The organism is Sorangium sp. So ce117 (genome assembly GCF_051524395.1).
GTDB lineage: Bacteria > Myxococcota_A > Polyangia > Polyangiales > Polyangiaceae > Sorangium > Sorangium cellulosum_B.
This window is the reverse complement of the sequence record NZ_CP150309.1, coordinates 984,332-1,002,858: the sequence shown is the minus strand read 5'-3', so window position 1 is coordinate 1,002,858 and position 18,527 is coordinate 984,332. Positions and strand designations below refer to the sequence as shown.

Genomic DNA, 18,527 nt, shown 5'->3' with positions numbered 1-18,527 from the left:
GAGACCTGGAGCTCGCCTCCGGCGGCGGGGGTCCCCGGTCGCCGCCGCCTCGGAGAGGAGGATCCTCTCGCCGAGGAGCGGCGTCTCCGGAGGCAGCCTTGCGAGGGATCAGGGCATTCCCAGGCAGTAGCGAGGCCCTTCGAAGCTTCGTATGGATTGACCATCCTCGCTGACGTTGAGCGTGAAGTAGCTATAGGCAGAACCCTCCTCACATTGCGCTCCGTACGCTTGCGGACCAGCCGTCGTCCCGCCGATGGGATCGAGCCATTGTTCGACGCTGGGCGTCGACGATTTCCATACCTCGGGCGTCGAACAACCGAGCTGGACCTGGTACACATGCTCCGCGTCGTACGTGTACCTGAACGCCACGACATTCCTGGGGTAGTCGCAGAACTTGGAGACGTGCGAGCCCGTCATGCTGCCAGTCACGGGGCCGGCGTCGTACCCGTCCCCCGTGTGACCGTCGCTCTGAAAGTCGGCGCAATGAAGGACGAACCCGTTGAGCCACGCGTCACCCCAGACGCGGGCGCCCACGGTAACCCCCTTGCCGGGCACGCACTCCTGGACCATCACCTCGCCGCCCATCGCGCCGCCGCCCGTGCCGCCGCCGGCGCCGCCCGCCTCGCCGCCTCCCGCTTCGCCTCCGCCGCCGCCGGCGCCGCCCGCCGCGCCGCCTCCCGCGTCGGCGCCGCCGCCCGCGTCGGCGCCGCCACCGCCGGCGTCACCGCTTCCACCAGCTCCCCCAGCGGCGTCACCGTTGAACTCGAGCGTTCCTACCCCCGAGACCAGCGTGCATCCCGCGCTCGCGGCGAATCCTGCGACCAGAACACCCATCGTCGCAATTCGCATGCGTTGCGTATTCATTGTTCCTTCTCCCATCAGAAGCTGCCTCGGTCTGGCCGCGGCGCGCGTCGCCACAGCGCTCCGGGCGCGGTCCCATCGTGTCGTGCGTGAGCCCTCGCCGGACTCCAGCGGGACGAGCCTGACGTGGCTCACTCGGCCCTGCGGGCCGGCGGCTCGTCGATGAGCGCCGTCAATCGATCGATCTGGATGGGCTTGACGAGGTGCGTCTCGAAACCTGCCCCCTCCGACCGCCGGAAATCCGACTCCTGTCCGTAACCGGTGATCGCGATCAGGCGAACCCGCTCACCCGCCGGCTGCTCACGGAGGCGCCGCGCGAGCTCGTAGCCGTCCATCACCGGCAGCCCGATGTCGAGCAGCGCGACGTCGGGCGCGAACTCCTCCGCGATCCGGAGCGCGGATGGGCCGTCGGAGGCGACGCGCGTCGTGTACCCCGAGGCGCCGAGCGACTCGGCCAGGAGCTCGACCGCGTCGAGGTTGTCGTCCACGAGCAAGATGCGGCGCCGGTCCGCGGGAGATGGAGTCTCCTGCATCCTGGCCGGCGGGCGCGCCGGCGCGGTCTCGGGCGAGCGCGCGTTCGCCGCGGCCGGCAGCCGGATGGTGAACTCGCTTCCTCGCCCACGGCCCTCGCTGTACGCGCTCACGCGGCCGCCATGCATCGCGATCAGGTTGTGGACGATCGAGAGGCCCAGGCCCAGCCCGCCCTGGGATCGGTCGAGCGCCTGGCGCTCCTGCACGAAGCGCTCGAAGACGCTCGCCAGCATCTCGGGGGCGATGCCGATGCCATTGTCGCTCACCGAGAGGACGACCTCGCCCTCCGTGCGCTCGGCACGGACGGCGATCTCGCCGCCGCTCTCGGTGTACTTCGCGGCGTTCGTGAGCAGGTTCGAGATCACCTGGGCGAGCCTCATGACGTCCCCGTCCACGGCGAGGCCGCTCGAGGGGACCGCGACCGTGAGGTGGTGCCGGCGCTGCTCGAGCAGCGGGCTCGCCAGCTCGACCGCCTTGGCCACGACCTCCGCGAGCTCGATCCGCTGCTTCTTCAGCTCGACCTTGCCCCGCGCGATCCGGGAGACGTCGAGAAGGTCGTCGACGAGCGCCGTCAGGTGCCTGATCTGGCGCTCGATGACGAGCCGCTCGCGCTCGGCGTGCCCCCCGGCGCGGAGGCGCATCAGATGGAGCGCCGTGACGATCGGGGCGAGCGGGTTCCGCAGCTCGTGGCCGAGCATCGCAAGGAACTCGTCCTTCGCGAGGTTCGCCCGCTCCGCGTCCCGCCGCGCGTCCTCCGCGCGGCGCAGCAGCTCCTCGCGCTCCCGCGCCGCCGCCTCGAGCTTCTTTCGCGCCCGCACGTACTCGGTGACGTCGAGCGCGACGACCAGGATCCGGGCGACGGCAGCGCCCGGGTCACGCATGGGGAGCAGGTTGAAGCTCCAGTACGACTCTTCCAGCACGCCGCGCCCGCGATCGAGGTCGAACCGGTAGTCGTGGGTGACGAACGGCTCGCCCGTCGCATAGGCCCGGTAGAAGACCTCGAGGAACGACGAGCCGACGACCTCAGGGAAGGCCTCCTGCAACGAGCGTCCGAGCACGTCACGGCCCACCATGGCCACAAAGTGGGGGTTCGCTACCTCGATGATGTGCTCGGGGCCACGGTAGACGGCGATCCCGACGGGCGCCTGCTCGAACAGCGCGAACAGCTGCTCGCGCTCCCGCTCCGCGGCGCGCCGGTGCGCTGCGAGCTGGAGGTGGGTCGCGACGCGCGCGACGAGCTCGCGCGCCGAGAACGGCTTCACGAGGTAATCGTCGGCGCCAGCCGCCAGCCCCTCGACGCGAGACTCCTCGCCCGCGCGCGCCGAGAGCATGATGACTGGCACGCCCCGCGTCGCCGGATCGGCGCGCAGCGCCCGGAGCAGGCCGAAGCCGTCGAGGCCCGGCATCATCACGTCGGCGATGACGAGATCCGGCGGCGACCGCCGGGCGATCTCGAGCGCGGCGGCGCCGTCGCTCACGGCCTCGACGGTCCACCGCTCCTCGAGGATGCGCCGCACGTACATGCGCATATCGGCGTTGTCGTCGGCGAGGAGAACGCGCGCGCTCGGGTCGAACGGCGCCGAGACGTGGCCGGGCCCGGCGGGATCGGTCGAGGCGAGCGCCAGGGCGGGCGCCTCGTCGACGAGCTGCCACCGCAGCGCCTCCTCGACGTAGGGCGCGGCGCCGGTCGCCGTCGACGAGAGCATCTTCTCGGCGCGGATACGCTCCGGCGGGAGGTGCGCGGACCCGCGCGGGATCGCGACCGTGAACGCCGTCCCCTCGCCCACGCGGCTCTCCGCCTGGACGCTTCCGCCGTGCAGGCGCACCAGCTCGTGCACCAGCGCGAGCCCGATCCCGGAACCCTCGTGCGTGCGCGTGCGCGCTCCCTGGACGCGATGGAAGCGCTCGAAGAGGTGCGGCAGCTCGTGCTCGGGTACACCGGTGCCCGTGTCGCGCACCACGAGCTCGACGTGGTCCCCGCAAAGGCGCAGCGACATGACGATTTCGCCCTCGAACGTGAACTTCAGGGCGTTGGACAGCAGGTTCAGCACGATCTTCTCCCACATGTCCCGGTCGACGAAGACCGGCTCCGGGAGCTCCGGGCAGTCCACCTTGAACGCGACCCCTGCTCGCTCTATCGCGGAGCGGAACGCGCTCGCGAGATCGGCGGTGAAGCCCGCGAGGTCCGTCGGCTCGTAGGACGCCTGCGCACGGTTCATCTCGAGGCGGGAGAAGTCGAGCAGCGCGTTGACCAGCTTGAGCAAGCGTAGCGCGTTGCGGTAGACGAGCAGAAGGTGCTCGCCGCAGAGCGCGCGCTCCGGCGACGCGAGCGCGTCCTCCAGGGGGCCGAGCATCAGCGTCAGCGGCGTCCGGAACTCGTGGCTGACGTTGCTGAAGAACAGCGTCTTCGCGCTGTCGATCGCGGCGAGCTCCTCGGCGCGCCTGCGCTCCTCCTCGTAAGCGCGCGCGTTCCCGATGGCGGTCACCACCTGATCGGTGATCAGCCGGAACAGCCCGCGATACGGCTCGTCGAGCAGGCGATGCGGGCTCACGCCGCCGATGAGGAAGCCATACGGACGAGGCTGCCCCGGCCGCGAGAGGGGCAGGACGATCGCCCGCTCGATCGCGCTGCCCCGGCGGCCGAGGGGCAAGGCGCCGAAGCGGGCCGCGAGATCGCAAACGAGGAGCTCGCCAGAGGCGCGCTCCGCCTCCGCGAGCGGCCAGATCGCGGCCTCGCCGCCTCGGTCGTGGAGGGAGATGCGCGCCGGCTTCGCCGCCCCCTCGTAGCCGTCGAGCCCGCTCTCGCCAGCGAGGCGCGCATGGCCCGTATCGCCGTCCAGGAGGTAAAGCAGCGAGAACGGAAGATCGGCGACGTTCGCCGCGAAGATCTCCGCCGCTGTGGAGCACGCCTCCTCGGCAGACTTCGCATGGGCGGAGCGCGTCGCGAGATCGCGCAGCATGCGGAGCTGGCGCGCGTCGAGCACTTGCTCCGTGGTCTCCTGCACCGTGATGATGACGCCGGCGACCCGCTGGTCGTTGCCGGGTATCGGGCTGAAGGAGAGCGTGAAGTACGTCTCCTCGACGAAGCCTCGCCGTTGAAGCGGGAGCAGGAGGTGCTCGCTCCACGTCGCGGGCCCCCCGTCGAGCACGGTCTGCGTCATCGGGCCGACGACGTCCCAGACCTCGGCCCAGACCTCGCGCGCCGGGGCGAGCACCGACGCAGGGTGCTTCATGCCCAGGATAGGCCGATAGGCATCGTTGTAGATCTGCAGCATCTCCGGCCCGACCAACATGATCATGGGAAACCGATTGCCGAGCACGAGGCCGACCACGGTCTTCAGGCTGATCGGCCATGTCGCGACGGGGCCGAGCTTCGTCTTCGCCCAGTCGATCGAGCGCAGCAGGGCGCCCATCTCGCCGCCCCCGGCGAGGCAGCCCTCGGCGCTCGCGTCGAGGGCGCGGCCATCGGGCGAGGGCTCGACGACATCTGGAGACTTCTTCCGTATGCCGGCTGGCCGCATGCAGCGCCATCGTGGATGAGATCCACGGCTCTTGCCACCGGGACACGGGCGCACGGCTCAGGCGCCGCCGGCCTCGAGCCGCCCCGGCGGCCAGGAGACGGGCGAGCGCGGCGACCGCCGGGGACGCCGCCCTCTCGCGCAGCGACTGCGTCTCACTCGCGTAGCCGCGTATCCGTGTTGTAGCCGCGCGGCGCGAGGGGCGAGAGCCTCTCCAGCCAGATCTGCTCGAGCAGCGTGAGCTCGTCCGCCAAGGAGAACCCCGGCTCGTCCTTCTGCTGCACGACCTCGAGCACCTCGAACGTGAAGGCGTCGGCGCCGTGCTGCTGCCAGTCCCGCTGGAGAGCCTGGTTCTGGTGCGCGCCGATGGACAGCGCGAAACGGTGCTTGTTGAGCGGCCCGTGGAGGTTCGTGCTGCTGCCGAGCAGGACCTTGCCGTTCACCGTGTTCTTGACCTGGAAGATGCCCGCCTGCTTCGGGGTCTCGAGGTACTTCCGCTTCAGCTCCTTGCGCGTTTCCATCGTGCTCGCTCCCGTCTTCTTCGTCCCTGACGCGGGCGTCGTGTTCTCCGCCCCGGGTGTCGTGTCCTTCGCCTCGGGTGTCCTGGTCTGTTCCGCGATCAGCTCGTAGTGCAGGCCGTCGCGCGTCATGTATCCCTCGTCGACGAGCATGCGCCGGATCGTGCAGTGGTCGGGATACAGGGTCTGGATGATCTCGTTCACCTCCTGCTCGCGGTAGCGCCGGCCCGCCTGGAACTTGCCCAGGAACTGCTCGAGCACGATGCGCCGCTTGCGCCATTGCTTCGGCATCTGGACCAGCACGCCCCCGCGGAAGAAGGCGCGCATCACCTGGCTCCGGGCTCGCTCCGCGCGCCGCCGCGCGGCGCCGTCGGCGGCGGAGGGCAGCGAGACGAGCTCCTTCAGCGTGAGGCGGAGCAGATCGTCGCGCAGCGCATAGACCAGATAGTACTGGGTCTTGCGCTTGGTCACCAGCCCGGCCTCGTCGAGCTTCCGGAGGTGGAAGGAGACCGTGGAAGGCGCGCGCCCCAGCCGCTCGGCCAGCTCCTCGGCGCAGTGCGGCCGCTCGATCAGGGCGTTCACCACCTGGAGCCGCGACGCGTCGGCGAGCGCCTTGAGCACGCCGATGCGCGCCTCGACGCCCAGCTCGCGCGCCGGGGGATCTGCTTCGATGGTCATCAAAGTGAATCTAGGCGGCGCGGAGGCGCCGTCAATCTGTTTCGACGGTCATCGAACCGGAACCTCGCGGGGCGGCCGCCGCTCGTTCAAGCGTCACCGTCGAGCGCGCAGCCGGGCTCGGGCGCGAGCCGGGCGCGGGCGGGATGCGGGCGGGAGATGGCGAGCATCGACCCCGCAGGGGCGGCGAGCGCCGCCTGGGGACGCCACGTCAGGAGATCACGGCGAGCGGTGCTGCGTGGCGGTCATGGACGGGCGCTGGCCGACGACGTCGAACCAGCGCGAAAGGCCGCTCCGGCCGCTTCGCCACGCCCGATCCGGCCAGCGGAAGTCGAGGTAGCCGAGCGCGCAGGCGACCGAGATCGCGCCGATGTCCGCGAGCGCTCCCGACAGCGTACCGGCGTCGCGCTCCAGCCTGTCGAGGCCGGCCTCGATGGCAGCCGCCTGACGCTGCATGACGCTGCTCGATCGCTCGTCGGATGGGCGATGCTCGTCGGCGAAGAGGCGCCCGGCAGCAGCGCTGATACCGTCCGCGATGCCCTGCCAGAGCAAGGCGCTCCACCGCGCCTCTCCCGGCGCTGGATACAGCCCGCCGGCCGCGAGGTGATCCAGGTACTCGCAGAGGAGCGCCGACTCGAAGAGCACCTGCCCGTCCCCCAGGACCAGCGTCGGGACCTTGGCCAGCGGGTTCAGCGACCGCAGCGCCGCGTCCGACCAGGGATTGACCAGCACAAGCTCGATCCGGTCTCCCAGCTGCAGCTCATGCGCGGCGACCCGCACCTTGCGGGCAAAGGGGGATGTGGAAGCGTAGAAGAGCTTCATGGAGAACAGCTCCTGACAAATCCACTCATTTGTTGGTATCTCAGCAAAGAGGAATTGAACAGGGAGACGGGGAGACAAGGAGATTGTTGGGATTCTAAGGCGGCGGCCAGCGGACGCCGAGCCCCTGGTGGGGCGAGTCGGCGCTCAAACGGACGTCGTCCGCAGGGGCCGGCAGCGCGCGCCACACGTCGGTGTGCTGATCGGGCTGCTTGCCCTGGTTGTCCGCGAGCGCCTCGTAGAGCGCCCCCTGGTGGAGGACGTACGCGCCCTTGGGGTACGTCACGGCGCGCTCGTCCGGGCTGAGCGTCGCGCGGTCGGTCCACCACTCCAGGCGCCGATAGTCCTCGTCGAGGCCGCTTCCCATGAAGTCTCGGAAGCGGACCCGCTCCACCGCGACCGTCGGATTGTCCTCGGCCTGCACGCTGTCGAAGAGCCACTTGATGAACGGATAGGGCCCGTCCACCCGGTTGCCCTTCAGGATGTGCGGGTTCGGCGCGTTGCTGCCCACCGCGAAGACCTGCACAGGCTCGTCCGCGTCGGGGTACACCTCGCCATAGTTGAAGTGGAACCCGAGGAAGACGTTGCGCTCGAAGCGTATCGTGGCGCCGGTGTCCACCGCGTGCGTGTACACCCCGCTCAGCGACGTGTCGGCGAAGTAGTTGTCCGTGAACGAGACCGTGTCCGACGGCGAGCGCGGATCGCCGTCCACGCGCGTCGGGAACAGCTCGACGAAGAGGTCGCCCGTCCCGATCACGAGGTTGTGGTGGAAGCTCGAGCTGCCGTACCGCTGGCCGAACTGCACATTGCCATCCTGGTAAAGGTCGAACGCCGACCGCCACCGGACCGCGCCCGGTCCGATGACATTGTGGTGGATCTCGCAGTCCGAGCCGAGCTGCCCGACCTGCAGCGCCTCGGTGCCGGTGCGCAGGAACCGGTTATCGTACACCTCGAGGCGCTCGAACGCGTGCTGCGGCTGCGCCTGGGTGCTGCCGAAGTAGATCCCCTCCGAGCCGACGTCGTGCACGTAGAGGTCGTGGATCTTCACGTTGCGCATCGTGGCCTGCCCGTCGTCGTCGGTCTTGGCGACGATGCCGGCGAACTCGGCGCGCGTGACCTCGAGGGTATCCAGCTCGAAATCCGACGCTCCTCCGCCGATGGCCAGCCCCGAGAGGCCCTCTTTGCTGAACGCGTCGTCGATGAAGATGCCGTACGTCCCCTGGCCATGGGCGAACGCGCCCTCGGCGTGCCCCCGGAACCCCTCGTCTCCGGTCTTCGAGACAGGGTCGTGGCGGCCCGTCAGGATCCAGCCCTTTCCGCCCTTGATCACGAACACGTAGTTGGCGGCGTCGCCCCCGACCTCGACCTGTCCGCCGAGGTTCGTGATCACGAGCGGGCGCTCCGCGCTCCGCTCGGGCAAGCCGCCGAGCAGGATGCTCCGGTAGTGGCCAGCCGGAATGTAGAGCCGATCGAGCGCGCTCCAGTCGACCTCCGGGAACGACCCGGCGAGATCGGGATAGGCGATCTCGGGGAGCTCACCCTCCCTCGGGGCCGGCTCCGGCAGCGTGAAGGTGGTCGCTGGCTGGCCGAAACGACCATAGGCCGGGACGCCCGGCGTGGAGCCCCCCGCGCCAGACGTGGAGCCTCCGGCGGCGCCCGCGCCCGGCGTGGCGCCTCCGGCGCCAGCGGTGGACTCCCCCTCATCGCCATCGCCGCCGCACGCCGCCATCGCGACGAGCAGGACACCTATCCTCGCGCCTTGCCTCATCCGCAGAAGGATACGCCATCAGCTGGGCACACCGCGCCGAAAGCCGCGCACCGCACCGGCGCGTGGGAGCTGGTGTTCGGATCCGCGTGGAGATGATACCAGCTGCGCCGCTCAGCAGCGCTTCCCTCTCGTCAGCCTACGCGTCCGACGGTGTGCGCACCGTCGTGCTCTCGCCGCCTCGCCTGCCGGTAGCCGAGGGGGCTCACGCCGTGGGCGCGCGCGAAGGCGCGCCCGAACGCGGGCTCGCTGTCGTAGCCGACGCGGGCGGCGACGAGCTTCACCGGGAGCGTCGTCTCGCCGAGCAGGACCGCGGCGCGCTCGAGGCGCAGCCGGCGCACGTGATGGCCGAGCGGCTCGCCGAGGAGCGCCGTGGCGCGCGCCGCGAACGCGGATCGCGAGAGCCCGGCCGTCCGCGCGAGGTCCCCGAGCTCCCACGCGCGCTCGGGTGATGCGCGCACCTGCGCGAGCGCGGCCGCGATCGGCTCGTCCCGGAGCGCGTCCCGCCGCGGCAGCGACGCCGCGGGGTCGCGCAGCGCGCTCGCGAAGAGCGCGTGCGCCCACGCCTCGCCGACGGAGCGGCGCAGCGCCGCCGACAGGGCCTGCGGGCCGGCGAGCAGCGCGAGCGTGTCGTTGAGCCAGCGCGCGAGCCCCGGCGTCGCGCCCGCGACGTGCACCGCCGGCGGCAGCAGGGCGACCCACGGGGCGCCCGCCGCGTCGACGTGCAGGTCGACGACCACGAGGCGCGTCTCCGGCGGGGCCTCCGTGGCCAGGGCGTCGTCGGCCACGGCGCGCATCCCGCGGCAGAGGGCCTCCGGGTGCGCGAGCGAGGTCGTCGGCCGATCGCGGATGGCGTGCTCCTCGGCGCGCGGCAGGAACACGAGCTCCCCCGCGCCGAGCGCGAGCCGCCGGCGCGCGACGTCGATCCACCCGCCGCCGCCGAGCGCCGCGTACACCCGGGCGGCGGCGCGCTGCGCCGGCTGCCGCTTGCCCCAGCGATCGCCGAGCGCGAAGCGCCTCACCTCGGCCTCGCGGAGCACGACGCTCCGGGCCAGCTCGTCGAACGCGGCGGACATGGCGCGATCGACTCTACATCACGCGGCGGGCCGCGCCACGCCGGCGCGCGCGACCCGCCGCGCAGGCGGCGCCGGCCGTGGACCGTGGACGCGCGGATCGGGGAGCTGGACGCGCGGCAATCGCGGCGCCCCTACGCTGGCCTCGTCGACACGAAAGGAAAGGACATCCCATGACGCACCCCCCGCCGCATTCCGGGCCGCTCGACGCCGCGCAGGCGCTCGACGCGCTCCTCGATCTCATCGGTCGTGACATGGATCGCTGGCTCGACCTCTTCGCCGACGACGCGACCGTCGAGTTCCCGTATGCCCCGGCGCTCGGCGCGCCGGCGCGCCTCGAGGGCAAGGCGGCCATCCGGCGCCATTTCGAGGGCATCCTCCAGAGCTTCCACGGGCTCGAGCTCCGCGACGTGCGGCGGTATCCGACGACCGATCCCGACGTCGCGCTCGCCGAGGTGCACGGCTCGGCGACCATCGGGCCCGCGCGCAAACGCTACGAGCAGGACTATGTGATGATCGTCGCGACGAGGAACGGCCGAGTCGTGCGCTACCGCGAGTACTGGAACCCAGCGCCCGTCCTCGAGGCCTTCGGCGGCGAGCTCGACGCGCATCGCGAGGGGGCGTCATGAGGGCGCGCGCAGGGGGCGACGGGCCGCTCGTCCTGATCACCGGCGGGACGGGCACCACCGGGCGAGCCGTCGCCGTGCGGCTCGCGGCCGCCGGCGCGCGCGTCCGCACCGCGAGCCGGACGGCGCCCGCCGCTCGCGACGGCGTGGAGCACGCCCGCTTCGACTGGGCCGACGCCGCGACGCACGACGAGGCGCTCCGCGGCGCCGATCGCGTGTACCTCGTGGCGCCCGCGATGGTCGAGGATCCCTCGGCGCTCATGCTGCCCTTCGTCGAGCGCGCGCTTGCGAGCGGGGCTCGCCGCCTCGTCCTGCTCAGCGCGTCGCCCGTGGCGGAGGGGAGCCCCGGGCTCGGCCTCGTCCACCGCGCGCTCCGAGAGCGCGCTCCAGAGTGGACCGTCCTCCGACCGTCGTGGTTCATGCAGAACTTCATCGACCCGCGCCACCCGCACGCGGCGGCGATCGCCGGGCGAGGCGAGCTCACGACCGCGACGGGCGGAGGCCGCGTCGGCTTCATCGACGCCGACGATATCGCGGAGGTCGCCGCGCGGGCGCTCCTCGACGGCGCGCCGCACAACACATCTCACATCATCACCGGCCCGGAGGCGCTCAGCTACGATGACGTGGCGGCCATCGTGTCCCGCATCGCCGGCCGCGCGATACGCCACGTCCGCGCCGGCGAGGAGGACGCTCGCGCGTACCTCGTCAGGGCGGGTATCCCATCGCCCTACGCCGCGTTCCTTGTGAGCCTCGACCTCGCCATCCGCGACGGGGCCGAGGACCGCGTCACCGACGTCGTTCAGCGCGTGACAGGCCGCGCGCCCCGCGCCTTCGGCGACCTCGCGCTCGCCCACGCGCACGTCTTCCGTGGGGAGCCCAGCGCGCGCCGCGGCGGCCCGGCCGCGTAGCGACGTCGAACCGCCGAGCCCGCCGCACCCAGCCGACAAGCGAGCTCCACGACAAACCGCCTTCACGCTCTCCTGAGTTGTGCCCGACCCCACTGCGGCGACCACACCCCTCGTCGAGCTCCCCATTCTCCTGTAACCTGAGCAGCTGCGGGCAGGCAGCGCCTTCGCGGACACCGCACCTCAGGCGCTCGTCGGGCGGGACAAGTCAAGGTCGAAGCACGACCCGGGGAGAGTGGCGATGGGGACGAAGGACCGCGTGGAAGACTGGCATGACGTCCTGGACAACGCTTCGCTGGAGCACGTGCTGATCAACTCCAACGTCTTCAAGCGGGACGGCCAGTTCGTCCACACGCGCTGCTTCACGAGCTCTATCTCGGAGACGGTCTATGAGCAGCTCAAGAGCGAGATGCTCCGGGGGCGTCGTGCCGGGTGAGCGGGCGCGGGCGATCCTACGCTACATCGAGCAGCTCAAGGAGGGAGACGCGGACGCAGCGCTCGCCGAGGGCTCGGACCCCGGCGACGATCTCGGCGCGATCGCGGCGGCGCTGGGGGAGCTCGGGGATGCGCTGAGGGAGCGGGAGGAGCTCGTGCAGATCGCCCAGGCGGTCGCGGCGAGCAACCTGAGGCGGCTCGACGACCTCGCGCAGGAGCTCTCGCGCACGAGGGCCGTCAACGCGGAACAGCAGGCGACGATCCGCGCGCTGTCGGCGCCGATCATCCAGGTCTGGGAGGGCGTGCTGATGATGCCGGTGCTCGGAGCGGTCGATCTCTACCGGGCGGACCAGATGATGCAGGGGCTCCTCGGCGCGGTGTCGAACACCCATTGCAGGGTGGTGATCATCGATCTGACAGGCGTCGACGCCATCGACGCCTCGCTCGGGAACACCCTTCTGTCGCTGGTCGGCGCGGTGGAGCTCCTCGGGGCGAAAGGGATCATCGTGGGCATCCGGCCCGACGTGGCGCGCGGCCTCCTCGTGGACGGCGTGGACATGTCGCGGGTCTCCACCTTCGCGCGGCTCCGCGACGCGCTCGTCCTCTGCATGAAGCAGGCGCCGCGGCGCGCGGGCCAGCTCAACTGACGCGCCGGGCGACGCCCGGGCGACGCCGGACGCACGTCACCCGTGCCAGAGCTCCTTCACCCCGTCGGCCATGAACTGCACGGCGATGGCGGCCAGGATGAGGCCCATGACGCGCTCGAGCACGGCCATGCCGGACGCCTTGAGCGCCCGCTGCACGAGCCCCGCGCCGCGCAGCACGAAGTAGGAGGCCACGAAGGTGATGCCCACGCCGGCGAGCACCAGCCCCATGGCCACGGGGTCGTTGCCCTCGCGCGCCATCAGCACCATCACCGTGGCGAGGGCGCCCGGCCCGGCGAGGAGCGGCATGGCCAGTGGCACGAGCGCCACGTCCTCCTTCGCGATGCCCTCCTGCTCCTCGGACGGGGTGGTGCGCGTCGCCGAGGAGCGGGCGCGCAGCATGTCGAGCGCTGTGACGAGCAAGAGCAGCCCGCCCGCGACGCGGAACGCGGCCAGCGAGACGCCGAAGACCTTGAAGACGACGCCGCCGAAGAGGGCGAAGAACAGCATGAGCCCGCCGGCGACGGCGCACGCCCGCCGCGCCGTGCGCCGCACCTTCTCCGGCGGATCGCCCGCGGTCATCGTCAGGAACAGCGGCACGATGCCGAGCGGATCCACGACGAAGAAGATCGCCGACAGCGACACGAGGAAGACCGAGACGTAATGGGCCATGCTCATCGGATGCGTCGCGGCCCCCGCGGGCCAGGCCCATCTCCCACATCCCGGGCGGCCACGCCAGAACAGCGTCGCGAGGGACGATGGTGCGGTAGCGAACCGGCGTGATCCGTCGGATCCCACGGGACTTCGGTGGGACGTGACGACGGATCGCATCCCCTCGGCACGACGCGATCGGGCGGCGGCTCGATCTGGCGACAGCACCGGAGGGGTGAGCAAGCTTGGGGCGGCGGTCGGGCCCATTCCCGGATACCCCCTCCAGCGTTGGTCTATCGTCCTGGATGAGGCGCGGTAGCTCCGCGGTGTGCCTCGTAGGCCCCCGGAGACGAGCAGGATGGGACGAGCAGGATCTCCATGGGCTCACGCATGCCCGTCCGCTCGCTTCATCCGTCACAGCCCCTCACCAGCGGAGCTCGTCCGGCAGGAACTCCGCGATCAGGTCCTTGTAAAACGGCTTCAGCCGCTCAACGTCCGGCGGGTCATCGGCCTTCGAGTACAGATCGTACGGGTTGAAGCGCCGCACCCATTCCATCATCCGCCGATCTTGCTCGTTCATCAGGTGCCCGTACGCGCCCTCGCGGTGCGCCGCGTAGAACGAGTGATATCGGATCATGGCGAGCGCCTCGAGCGGCAGGTGGTCCTTCACCACATGATAGAGGTACTCGTCGTGCCCCCACGACATGTGTATCCGGGAGAGCCCCGCGCCCTCCTCGTAAATCCCGCATGGCGTCTGGTACTCCGGGTTCGCCATGTCCGGGTTACACGCGAAGAGCTCGGCGAAGACGATCCGGTCCGAGGTTGCACAGCCCACCGGGAAGGTGTCGCCCACCACGGACCACTGCGGCTCGCCCCACGTGCACAGGATCTTCCCGGCGTCGTGGATCAGCGCAGTCAGCACGAACCACCGCGGCTGCCCGTCCCGCCGCGCCGCCTCCGCGGACTGGAGCGCATGTGCGATCTGCGACAGCTCCGTGTCTGGATCGCTGTCGTCGACCACCCGATCGAGCAGCTCGAGCGCCTCCCACATGCCCATCCGGCGCCGGTCGAGGCCGAGGTACTGCCGCTCTTTCTCCTGCACGAAGGCGAGCGTCTGCCCCTCGTGGTTCAGGCGGTAGAGCTCCTTCACGCTCGGCCGCGCGTCCTCGCGGTAATCGCGAAATGAGGAAATCTCCCTGTTTTCCGCGGCTGCGCGCGCGGCGCTCCCCTCCACACCCGACGTCTGCACACGCTTCTCGTTCATCGCTCAGGCCCATAGCGTACCCCCCCTGTCCAGCGCCAGCGCCTGAGACCAGGACGATATCGGAACGGCAAGTACGATCCGCGCGCTCGGCTCGCGGTGCTGCGGGTCACCAACGTTTACGTGGTCGTTTACGTGGTCGTGGTCGTGGTCGTAGTCGTTTACGTGGTCGTGGTCGTTTACGTGGTCGTCAACGATAGGCCGTGAACGACCACGACCACGTAAACGACTACGACCACGTAAACGACTACGACCACGTAAACGTAAACGTTCGAATGTAGGAGAATGCGGCGGGACGGGTTGGGGCAATGGCGCGCTGGCCTGGATCGCTCAGTCGAGCGGCACCGGCGAGGAGGCCGAGGCGACCAGGTAATCGCGTGCGTCGACCCCACGCTCCTTCGCGAGGGCGAGCGGGACAGGCCGGTAGAGCAGCATGGCGGTGACGTTCGCGGTCGCCGAGCAGCCCGCGGGGATCGCGAAGCCGTGCGACGTCACCGCGACGCTCCCCGGCGCGATGCGGTTGTCGCTGGCGATATCGACGGCGCGGTGCTGCGGCGCGTGCCGCACGCCCGCCGGATCGACGAGCACCTTGGCGAAGGTATACCCCGCGGCGCCGGCGAACGCGGCCGCGGGCTGGCCGTCCGCGTGCCCCGCGGCGAGGGGCGCGCCGAGGTAGACGAGATCCCCGTCCTGCGCGGCGATCGCGCCGCTCAGGGTGATCGCGCCGCCGCCCGCCGCGACCACCCGCGCCTCGCCGACCGGCGCGCGGACCTCGAGGCCCTTGTCCGCGGCGTCGAGCGACGGGTCCGCGAAGCGGCCGATGCCGGTGTAATCGTCGTAGACTCCGGTCGGGCGGACGATCCGCACCACGTCGCCCGCTCTCGCGCGCGCCGCGCCCTCGTCCCAGGCGAGCTGGGCGCCCGTCAGGGCCGCGCCCTGGCCCACGCGCGCCTCCGCGAGCGCGCCGCCGGTGTCGTTCACCGTCATGCCGCTCGACGGCGAAAGGGGCGCGCCGCATGCCTCCACCGCGACGAGCAGCACGAGCGCGCGCATCGGCTCCCCGGTCGGAACGGCGTGGCCCGCCGCGCCTCCGGCCAGGGAAACCGTGACCGCGAGCTCGCCCGGCGCCGTTGATGCGTCGATGCGGACCTCGACCGCGCCCCGGATGAGCCGAGGGGACCCTTCCAGCGGGCCTCGGAAAATATGGGAGCGGACCGTCCCCGCCGGGCGGACGAAGCCGAGCGAGACGCTCGCGTTCGCCTCGTTCGTCACGTCGAGGCTGCTCTTCAGCGAGAGGACCCCTGGCATGTGGCAGGCCTGGCATTGCGTGGCCGGGCGGTTCCAGGAGCTCGCGGCCCACTCAGAGAACGTCTGATGGATCGGGAGCCCGTCTGGCCAGCGGACCGGATCGAGCGCCGCGCCCGGCAGGAGCGCCGCCTGCTTCTGCTCGTGGCAGCCGCCGCAGAACTCCGAGGCCGAGAACTTCGGCTGGTAGCTGCCGCCCATGAACCTGTTCGGCACGTCGGGCCGCGGGCCGAACATCACCTCCAGGAGCCTCGACGAGGGATCGGGGGAGCTCCTCTCCTGCGGGCGCTGGACGATCAGGGCGCCGGCGACCCCGGGCGGCTTGCTCAGATCGACGTCGCGGATCTTGTGGCAAGCGTCGCAGTGGTCGCCCTTCTCGAACGCGATGCCTGTGGCCTCGAGGAGGTCTCGCCCGCCCGCGGGGCCGTCGATCCCCGCAGCGTGGCAGTCGGCGCACGCGCCGAACGCCGCCGGGCGCACGGCCTCGGGCAGCGCAGGATCGTCGCACGAGGGCTGCGCTCCCCCGCCGCAGGACGGGTTGAGATCCGGCAGCACGCCGCTCCCTAGATAACACCGCATCGCGGCGCCGCCCTCGCTCCCCGGGACGCGTCCGGCCTTCCAGCGCCCGCCCGCGGCGCCGCACGAGGCCTCGTCCGTGTGAGCCATCGAGACCCCGGCGTAGATGGCCTGGAGGAGCGGATTCCTGGCCGACCGCGCGTGCCCCGACTCGAGGAACTGGGCCACGAGCGTCGTGTGGCAGTGATCGCAGAACCGCGTCGAGTTGTGCGGGTCGCCGTCGCCCGGATCGCCGTAGGTGTAGCCGAGCGCGTTGTCCGGCGGCGACGCGCGGCGAAGTGCGATCTCCACCGGCCCGTCGGGGACGACCTCGAATTCGATACCGTCCGTCCTGTATCCGATCTTCGCCGCAACCACCGTCGGCTGGCCCGGGATGTCCCGCGTGATCTCGATGGAGAACGCGCCGTCCGGGCCGGTCACGAGGGCGGGCTCCCCGCCGGCCTGCATCACGATGGCGCCCTCGAGCGGCGCCGCGCCGTCGGTGACGACGCCGGTCACCGTGAACACGCGCGGCAGCTCCTCCAGGGCGCCTCCAAAGCCCGTGGCCACGCTCACGTACGTGGTCGTCGTTACCGGGTGCGCGCCCGCGCTCTGGCCGCCGCCGCCGTGGCCGCCCGGCGGCGCCTCCGAGCATGCGCCGCCGAGCACGCAGGCGGCGAGCGCCGCCGGAAGCGTGGATGTTCGTGGCCGGGTCAGGGTTCGCGCCGCCGTTCGCATCCCGGAGGATCGTCACGGTAAACCCGGCTCGGCCACCTGTCGACGAGGTAGCGATTGCCCGGCGCCAGCGAGGTGCCGGCCGAGCTCGGCATGGCGCCGAACCGCCGGCGGGGCGATTGCGACGTGCCGCTGCGTGCCGCATGAAGCTGCTGCCCGATCGCCGCGGCTCGTTCGCCACGCGGGGATGGGTGGGAGAGGCGCGAGCAGCGGCGCGGGGCGGAGATTTCCTCGACAGGCAAGGAGACCATCTTGGCGATGCATTCCCCCGAGGCCGAGGCGGATAGGCTCCCCGAAACGCCCGCGGTGTCGCGCGCCTACGCCTGGCTGGTCTTTGCCTTGAGCTTTGGCCTGCTGCTGTCCGACCACATGTCGCGGCAGGTCCTGAGCGCGGTCTTCCCGTCGCTGAAGATGGAGTGGGGCCTGTCCGATACGCAGATGGGGGCCCTGAGCGGCATCGTGGCGCTGATGGTCGGTCTGCTGACCATCCCGTTGTCGCTGCTGGCCGATCGCTGGGGTCGCGTCCGGAGCATGACCCTCATGGCGACGGTGTGGAGCGTGGCGACGCTGGGTTGTGCGCTGTCGGCCAACTTCGGTGAGATGTTCGCCGCTCGTCTCGTGGTCGGCGTCGGGGAGGCCGCGTATGGCAGCGTCGGCACCGCCGTGGTACTGGCGCTGTTTCCGCGCCATCAGCGGGCCAGCCTGAGCGGCGCCTTGATGGCCGGCGGCGCCTTCGGCGCCGTGCTGGGCATGGCGCTGGGCGGCTACATCGCCGCAAGGGTGGGCTGGCGCTGGTCGTTCGGCGCGATAGCCCTGTTCGGCCTCATCCTGGTCGTGATTTACCGCACTACCGTGACCGAACGACGGCTGCGACCAGCGCAGGATGTCCAGCGCGCCGCTGTCGCGCAGCCCCCTGCGCGCCGGACGCTGACGTTCCGCTTCGTTCTGAAGGCACTGTTTTCCACGCCCTCGTTCGTCTGTGTCTGTGTCGGCAGCGGTCTGCAGCTGTTCATCATGGGCGCCGTGGTGGCCTGGATGCCCAGCTACCTGAACCGTTACTACGGCATGGCGATCGTTTCGGCGGGAGTCACCGCGGCCGTCTTCGTCCTGATCGGCGGCGTCGGCATGACGGTCTGCGGTGTGTTGACCGATCGGCTGAGCCGCCATCGACCGGCCTGCACGTGGCGGATGGCGATCGCGTACAGCCTGACGTGTTGTGCGTTGCTGGGTGTGGCTCTCCGGCTTCCAGCGGGCCGCCTGCAAATGGTGCTCATGGGGGCCGGCGCGTTGTTCATGGGGGGCACGGCCGGCCCGGCCGGCGCCATGGTCGCCGGCCTGATCCCGGCGTCGATTCATGCGACGGCGTTCGCGACGCTGGCGCTGGCCAACAACCTGCTCGGCCTGGCCCCCGGGCCAGTGGTGCTCGGCGTCCTCGCTGACCGCATCGGCCTCCTCGGCGCCCTGCAGGTCATCCCGTTCGTCGCGCTCGCGGCCGCGCTGGTCTTTGCCCTGGGCGAGCGGCACTCCACGCGGGCCCCTGGGCAGGGTGCTCCTCGCGCTCGCGCGGAGCAGCGACGGACCGATGCCTGAGCGCAATGAACATCCTGTAACGACAGGCCCCCGGGGAGGGCGGCTCGGCAAGACCTCCCC

14 protein-coding genes are annotated in these 18,527 nt (G+C 71.1%); 5 read left to right on the top strand and 9 right to left on the bottom strand.

Features of this window, described 5'->3' with window-relative positions:
- Positions 1-108 precede the first annotated feature (108 nt).
- The 6 genes from WMF46_RS03800 to WMF46_RS03775 form a co-directional block, all read right to left on the bottom strand.
- Positions 109-849, bottom strand: coding sequence for a hypothetical protein (locus tag WMF46_RS03800; protein ID WP_437984342.1), 741 nt, complete (start codon positions 847-849; stop codon positions 109-111).
- 143 nt (positions 850-992) lie between these two features.
- Entirely contained in the window at positions 993-4,913 is a 3,921-nt protein-coding gene (locus WMF46_RS03795; RefSeq protein ID WP_437984341.1) for an ATP-binding protein, read from the bottom strand.
- A gap of 152 nt (positions 4,914-5,065) precedes the next feature.
- A complete protein-coding gene (locus WMF46_RS03790; RefSeq protein ID WP_437984340.1) occupies positions 5,066-6,106 on the bottom strand; it encodes a metalloregulator ArsR/SmtB family transcription factor in 1,041 nt (346 codons plus the stop codon).
- A 216-nt stretch (positions 6,107-6,322) separates the two neighbouring features.
- Positions 6,323-6,925, bottom strand: coding sequence for a glutathione S-transferase N-terminal domain-containing protein (locus tag WMF46_RS03785; protein ID WP_437984339.1), 603 nt, complete (start codon positions 6,923-6,925; stop codon positions 6,323-6,325).
- Positions 6,926-7,019: 94 nt separating this feature from the next.
- The gene (locus tag WMF46_RS03780; protein ID WP_437984338.1) at positions 7,020-8,690 is read right to left on the bottom strand and encodes a right-handed parallel beta-helix repeat-containing protein; all 1,671 of its coding nucleotides are present in this window, start codon (positions 8,688-8,690) and stop codon (positions 7,020-7,022) included.
- Positions 8,691-8,821: 131 nt separating this feature from the next.
- Entirely contained in the window at positions 8,822-9,763 is a 942-nt protein-coding gene (locus WMF46_RS03775) for a helix-turn-helix domain-containing protein (protein WP_437984337.1), read from the bottom strand.
- A gap of 170 nt (positions 9,764-9,933) precedes the next feature.
- On the opposite strand from WMF46_RS03775, the gene WMF46_RS03770 reads away from it, so the two are divergent.
- The 4 genes from WMF46_RS03770 to WMF46_RS03755 all read left to right on the top strand — a co-directional run bounded on the left by WMF46_RS03770 (position 9,934) and on the right by WMF46_RS03755 (position 12,373).
- Entirely contained in the window at positions 9,934-10,389 is a 456-nt protein-coding gene (locus tag WMF46_RS03770) for a nuclear transport factor 2 family protein (RefSeq protein WP_437984336.1), read from the top strand.
- Positions 10,386-11,294, top strand: a complete 909-nt coding sequence (locus WMF46_RS03765) for an NmrA family NAD(P)-binding protein (protein ID WP_437984335.1) — start codon at positions 10,386-10,388, stop codon at positions 11,292-11,294. Before WMF46_RS03770 ends, WMF46_RS03765 begins: the two co-directional genes overlap by 4 nt.
- 256 nt (positions 11,295-11,550) lie before the next feature.
- Entirely contained in the window at positions 11,551-11,727 is a 177-nt protein-coding gene (locus tag WMF46_RS03760; protein ID WP_437984334.1) for a hypothetical protein, read from the top strand.
- Entirely contained in the window at positions 11,681-12,373 is a 693-nt protein-coding gene (locus WMF46_RS03755; RefSeq protein WP_437984333.1) for an STAS domain-containing protein, read from the top strand. Before WMF46_RS03760 ends, WMF46_RS03755 begins: the two co-directional genes overlap by 47 nt.
- A 36-nt stretch (positions 12,374-12,409) precedes the next feature.
- Here WMF46_RS03755 and WMF46_RS03750 read toward each other — a convergent pair whose 3' ends face one another.
- From WMF46_RS03750 to WMF46_RS03740, 3 genes are all read right to left on the bottom strand, one after another.
- The gene (locus tag WMF46_RS03750) at positions 12,410-13,042 is read right to left on the bottom strand and encodes a MarC family protein (protein ID WP_437987847.1); all 633 of its coding nucleotides are present in this window, start codon (positions 13,040-13,042) and stop codon (positions 12,410-12,412) included.
- Between the two features lie 403 nt (positions 13,043-13,445).
- Complete coding sequence (locus tag WMF46_RS03745; RefSeq protein WP_437984332.1) at positions 13,446-14,285, bottom strand: inositol oxygenase family protein; 840 nt, start codon at positions 14,283-14,285, stop codon at positions 13,446-13,448.
- 327 nt (positions 14,286-14,612) lie between these two features.
- Complete coding sequence (locus tag WMF46_RS03740) at positions 14,613-16,880, bottom strand: hypothetical protein (protein ID WP_437984331.1); 2,268 nt, start codon at positions 16,878-16,880, stop codon at positions 14,613-14,615.
- A 255-nt stretch (positions 16,881-17,135) separates the two neighbouring features.
- Between WMF46_RS03740 and WMF46_RS03735 the strand changes: the two genes are divergently transcribed.
- The gene (locus WMF46_RS03735) at positions 17,136-18,467 is read left to right on the top strand and encodes an MFS transporter (RefSeq protein ID WP_437987846.1); all 1,332 of its coding nucleotides are present in this window, start codon (positions 17,136-17,138) and stop codon (positions 18,465-18,467) included.
- Positions 18,468-18,527 lie beyond the last annotated feature (60 nt).

Bases quoted from the DNA above. Each gene is read 5' to 3' on its own strand.
- WMF46_RS03765 (WP_437984335.1), top strand. From the start codon at position 10,386: ATGAGGGCGCGCGCAGGGGGCGACGGGCCGCTCGTCCTGATCACCGGC.
- WMF46_RS03785 (WP_437984339.1), bottom strand. From the start codon at position 6,925: ATGAAGCTCTTCTACGCTTCCACATCCCCCTTTGCCCGCAAGGTGCGG.
- WMF46_RS03755 (WP_437984333.1), top strand. From the start codon at position 11,681: ATGAGCAGCTCAAGAGCGAGATGCTCCGGGGGCGTCGTGCCGGGTGAG.
- WMF46_RS03735 (WP_437987846.1), top strand. From the start codon at position 17,136: ATGCATTCCCCCGAGGCCGAGGCGGATAGGCTCCCCGAAACGCCCGCG.
- WMF46_RS03790 (WP_437984340.1), bottom strand. From the start codon at position 6,106: ATGACCATCGAAGCAGATCCCCCGGCGCGCGAGCTGGGCGTCGAGGCG.
- WMF46_RS03795 (WP_437984341.1), bottom strand. From the start codon at position 4,913: ATGCGGCCAGCCGGCATACGGAAGAAGTCTCCAGATGTCGTCGAGCCC.
- WMF46_RS03800 (WP_437984342.1), bottom strand. From the start codon at position 849: ATGCGAATTGCGACGATGGGTGTTCTGGTCGCAGGATTCGCCGCGAGC.
- WMF46_RS03750 (WP_437987847.1), bottom strand. From the start codon at position 13,042: ATGGCCCATTACGTCTCGGTCTTCCTCGTGTCGCTGTCGGCGATCTTC.
- WMF46_RS03775 (WP_437984337.1), bottom strand. From the start codon at position 9,763: ATGTCCGCCGCGTTCGACGAGCTGGCCCGGAGCGTCGTGCTCCGCGAG.
- WMF46_RS03770 (WP_437984336.1), top strand. From the start codon at position 9,934: ATGACGCACCCCCCGCCGCATTCCGGGCCGCTCGACGCCGCGCAGGCG.
- WMF46_RS03780 (WP_437984338.1), bottom strand. From the start codon at position 8,690: ATGAGGCAAGGCGCGAGGATAGGTGTCCTGCTCGTCGCGATGGCGGCG.
- WMF46_RS03740 (WP_437984331.1), bottom strand. From the start codon at position 16,880: ATGCGAACGGCGGCGCGAACCCTGACCCGGCCACGAACATCCACGCTT.
- WMF46_RS03745 (WP_437984332.1), bottom strand. From the start codon at position 14,285: ATGAACGAGAAGCGTGTGCAGACGTCGGGTGTGGAGGGGAGCGCCGCG.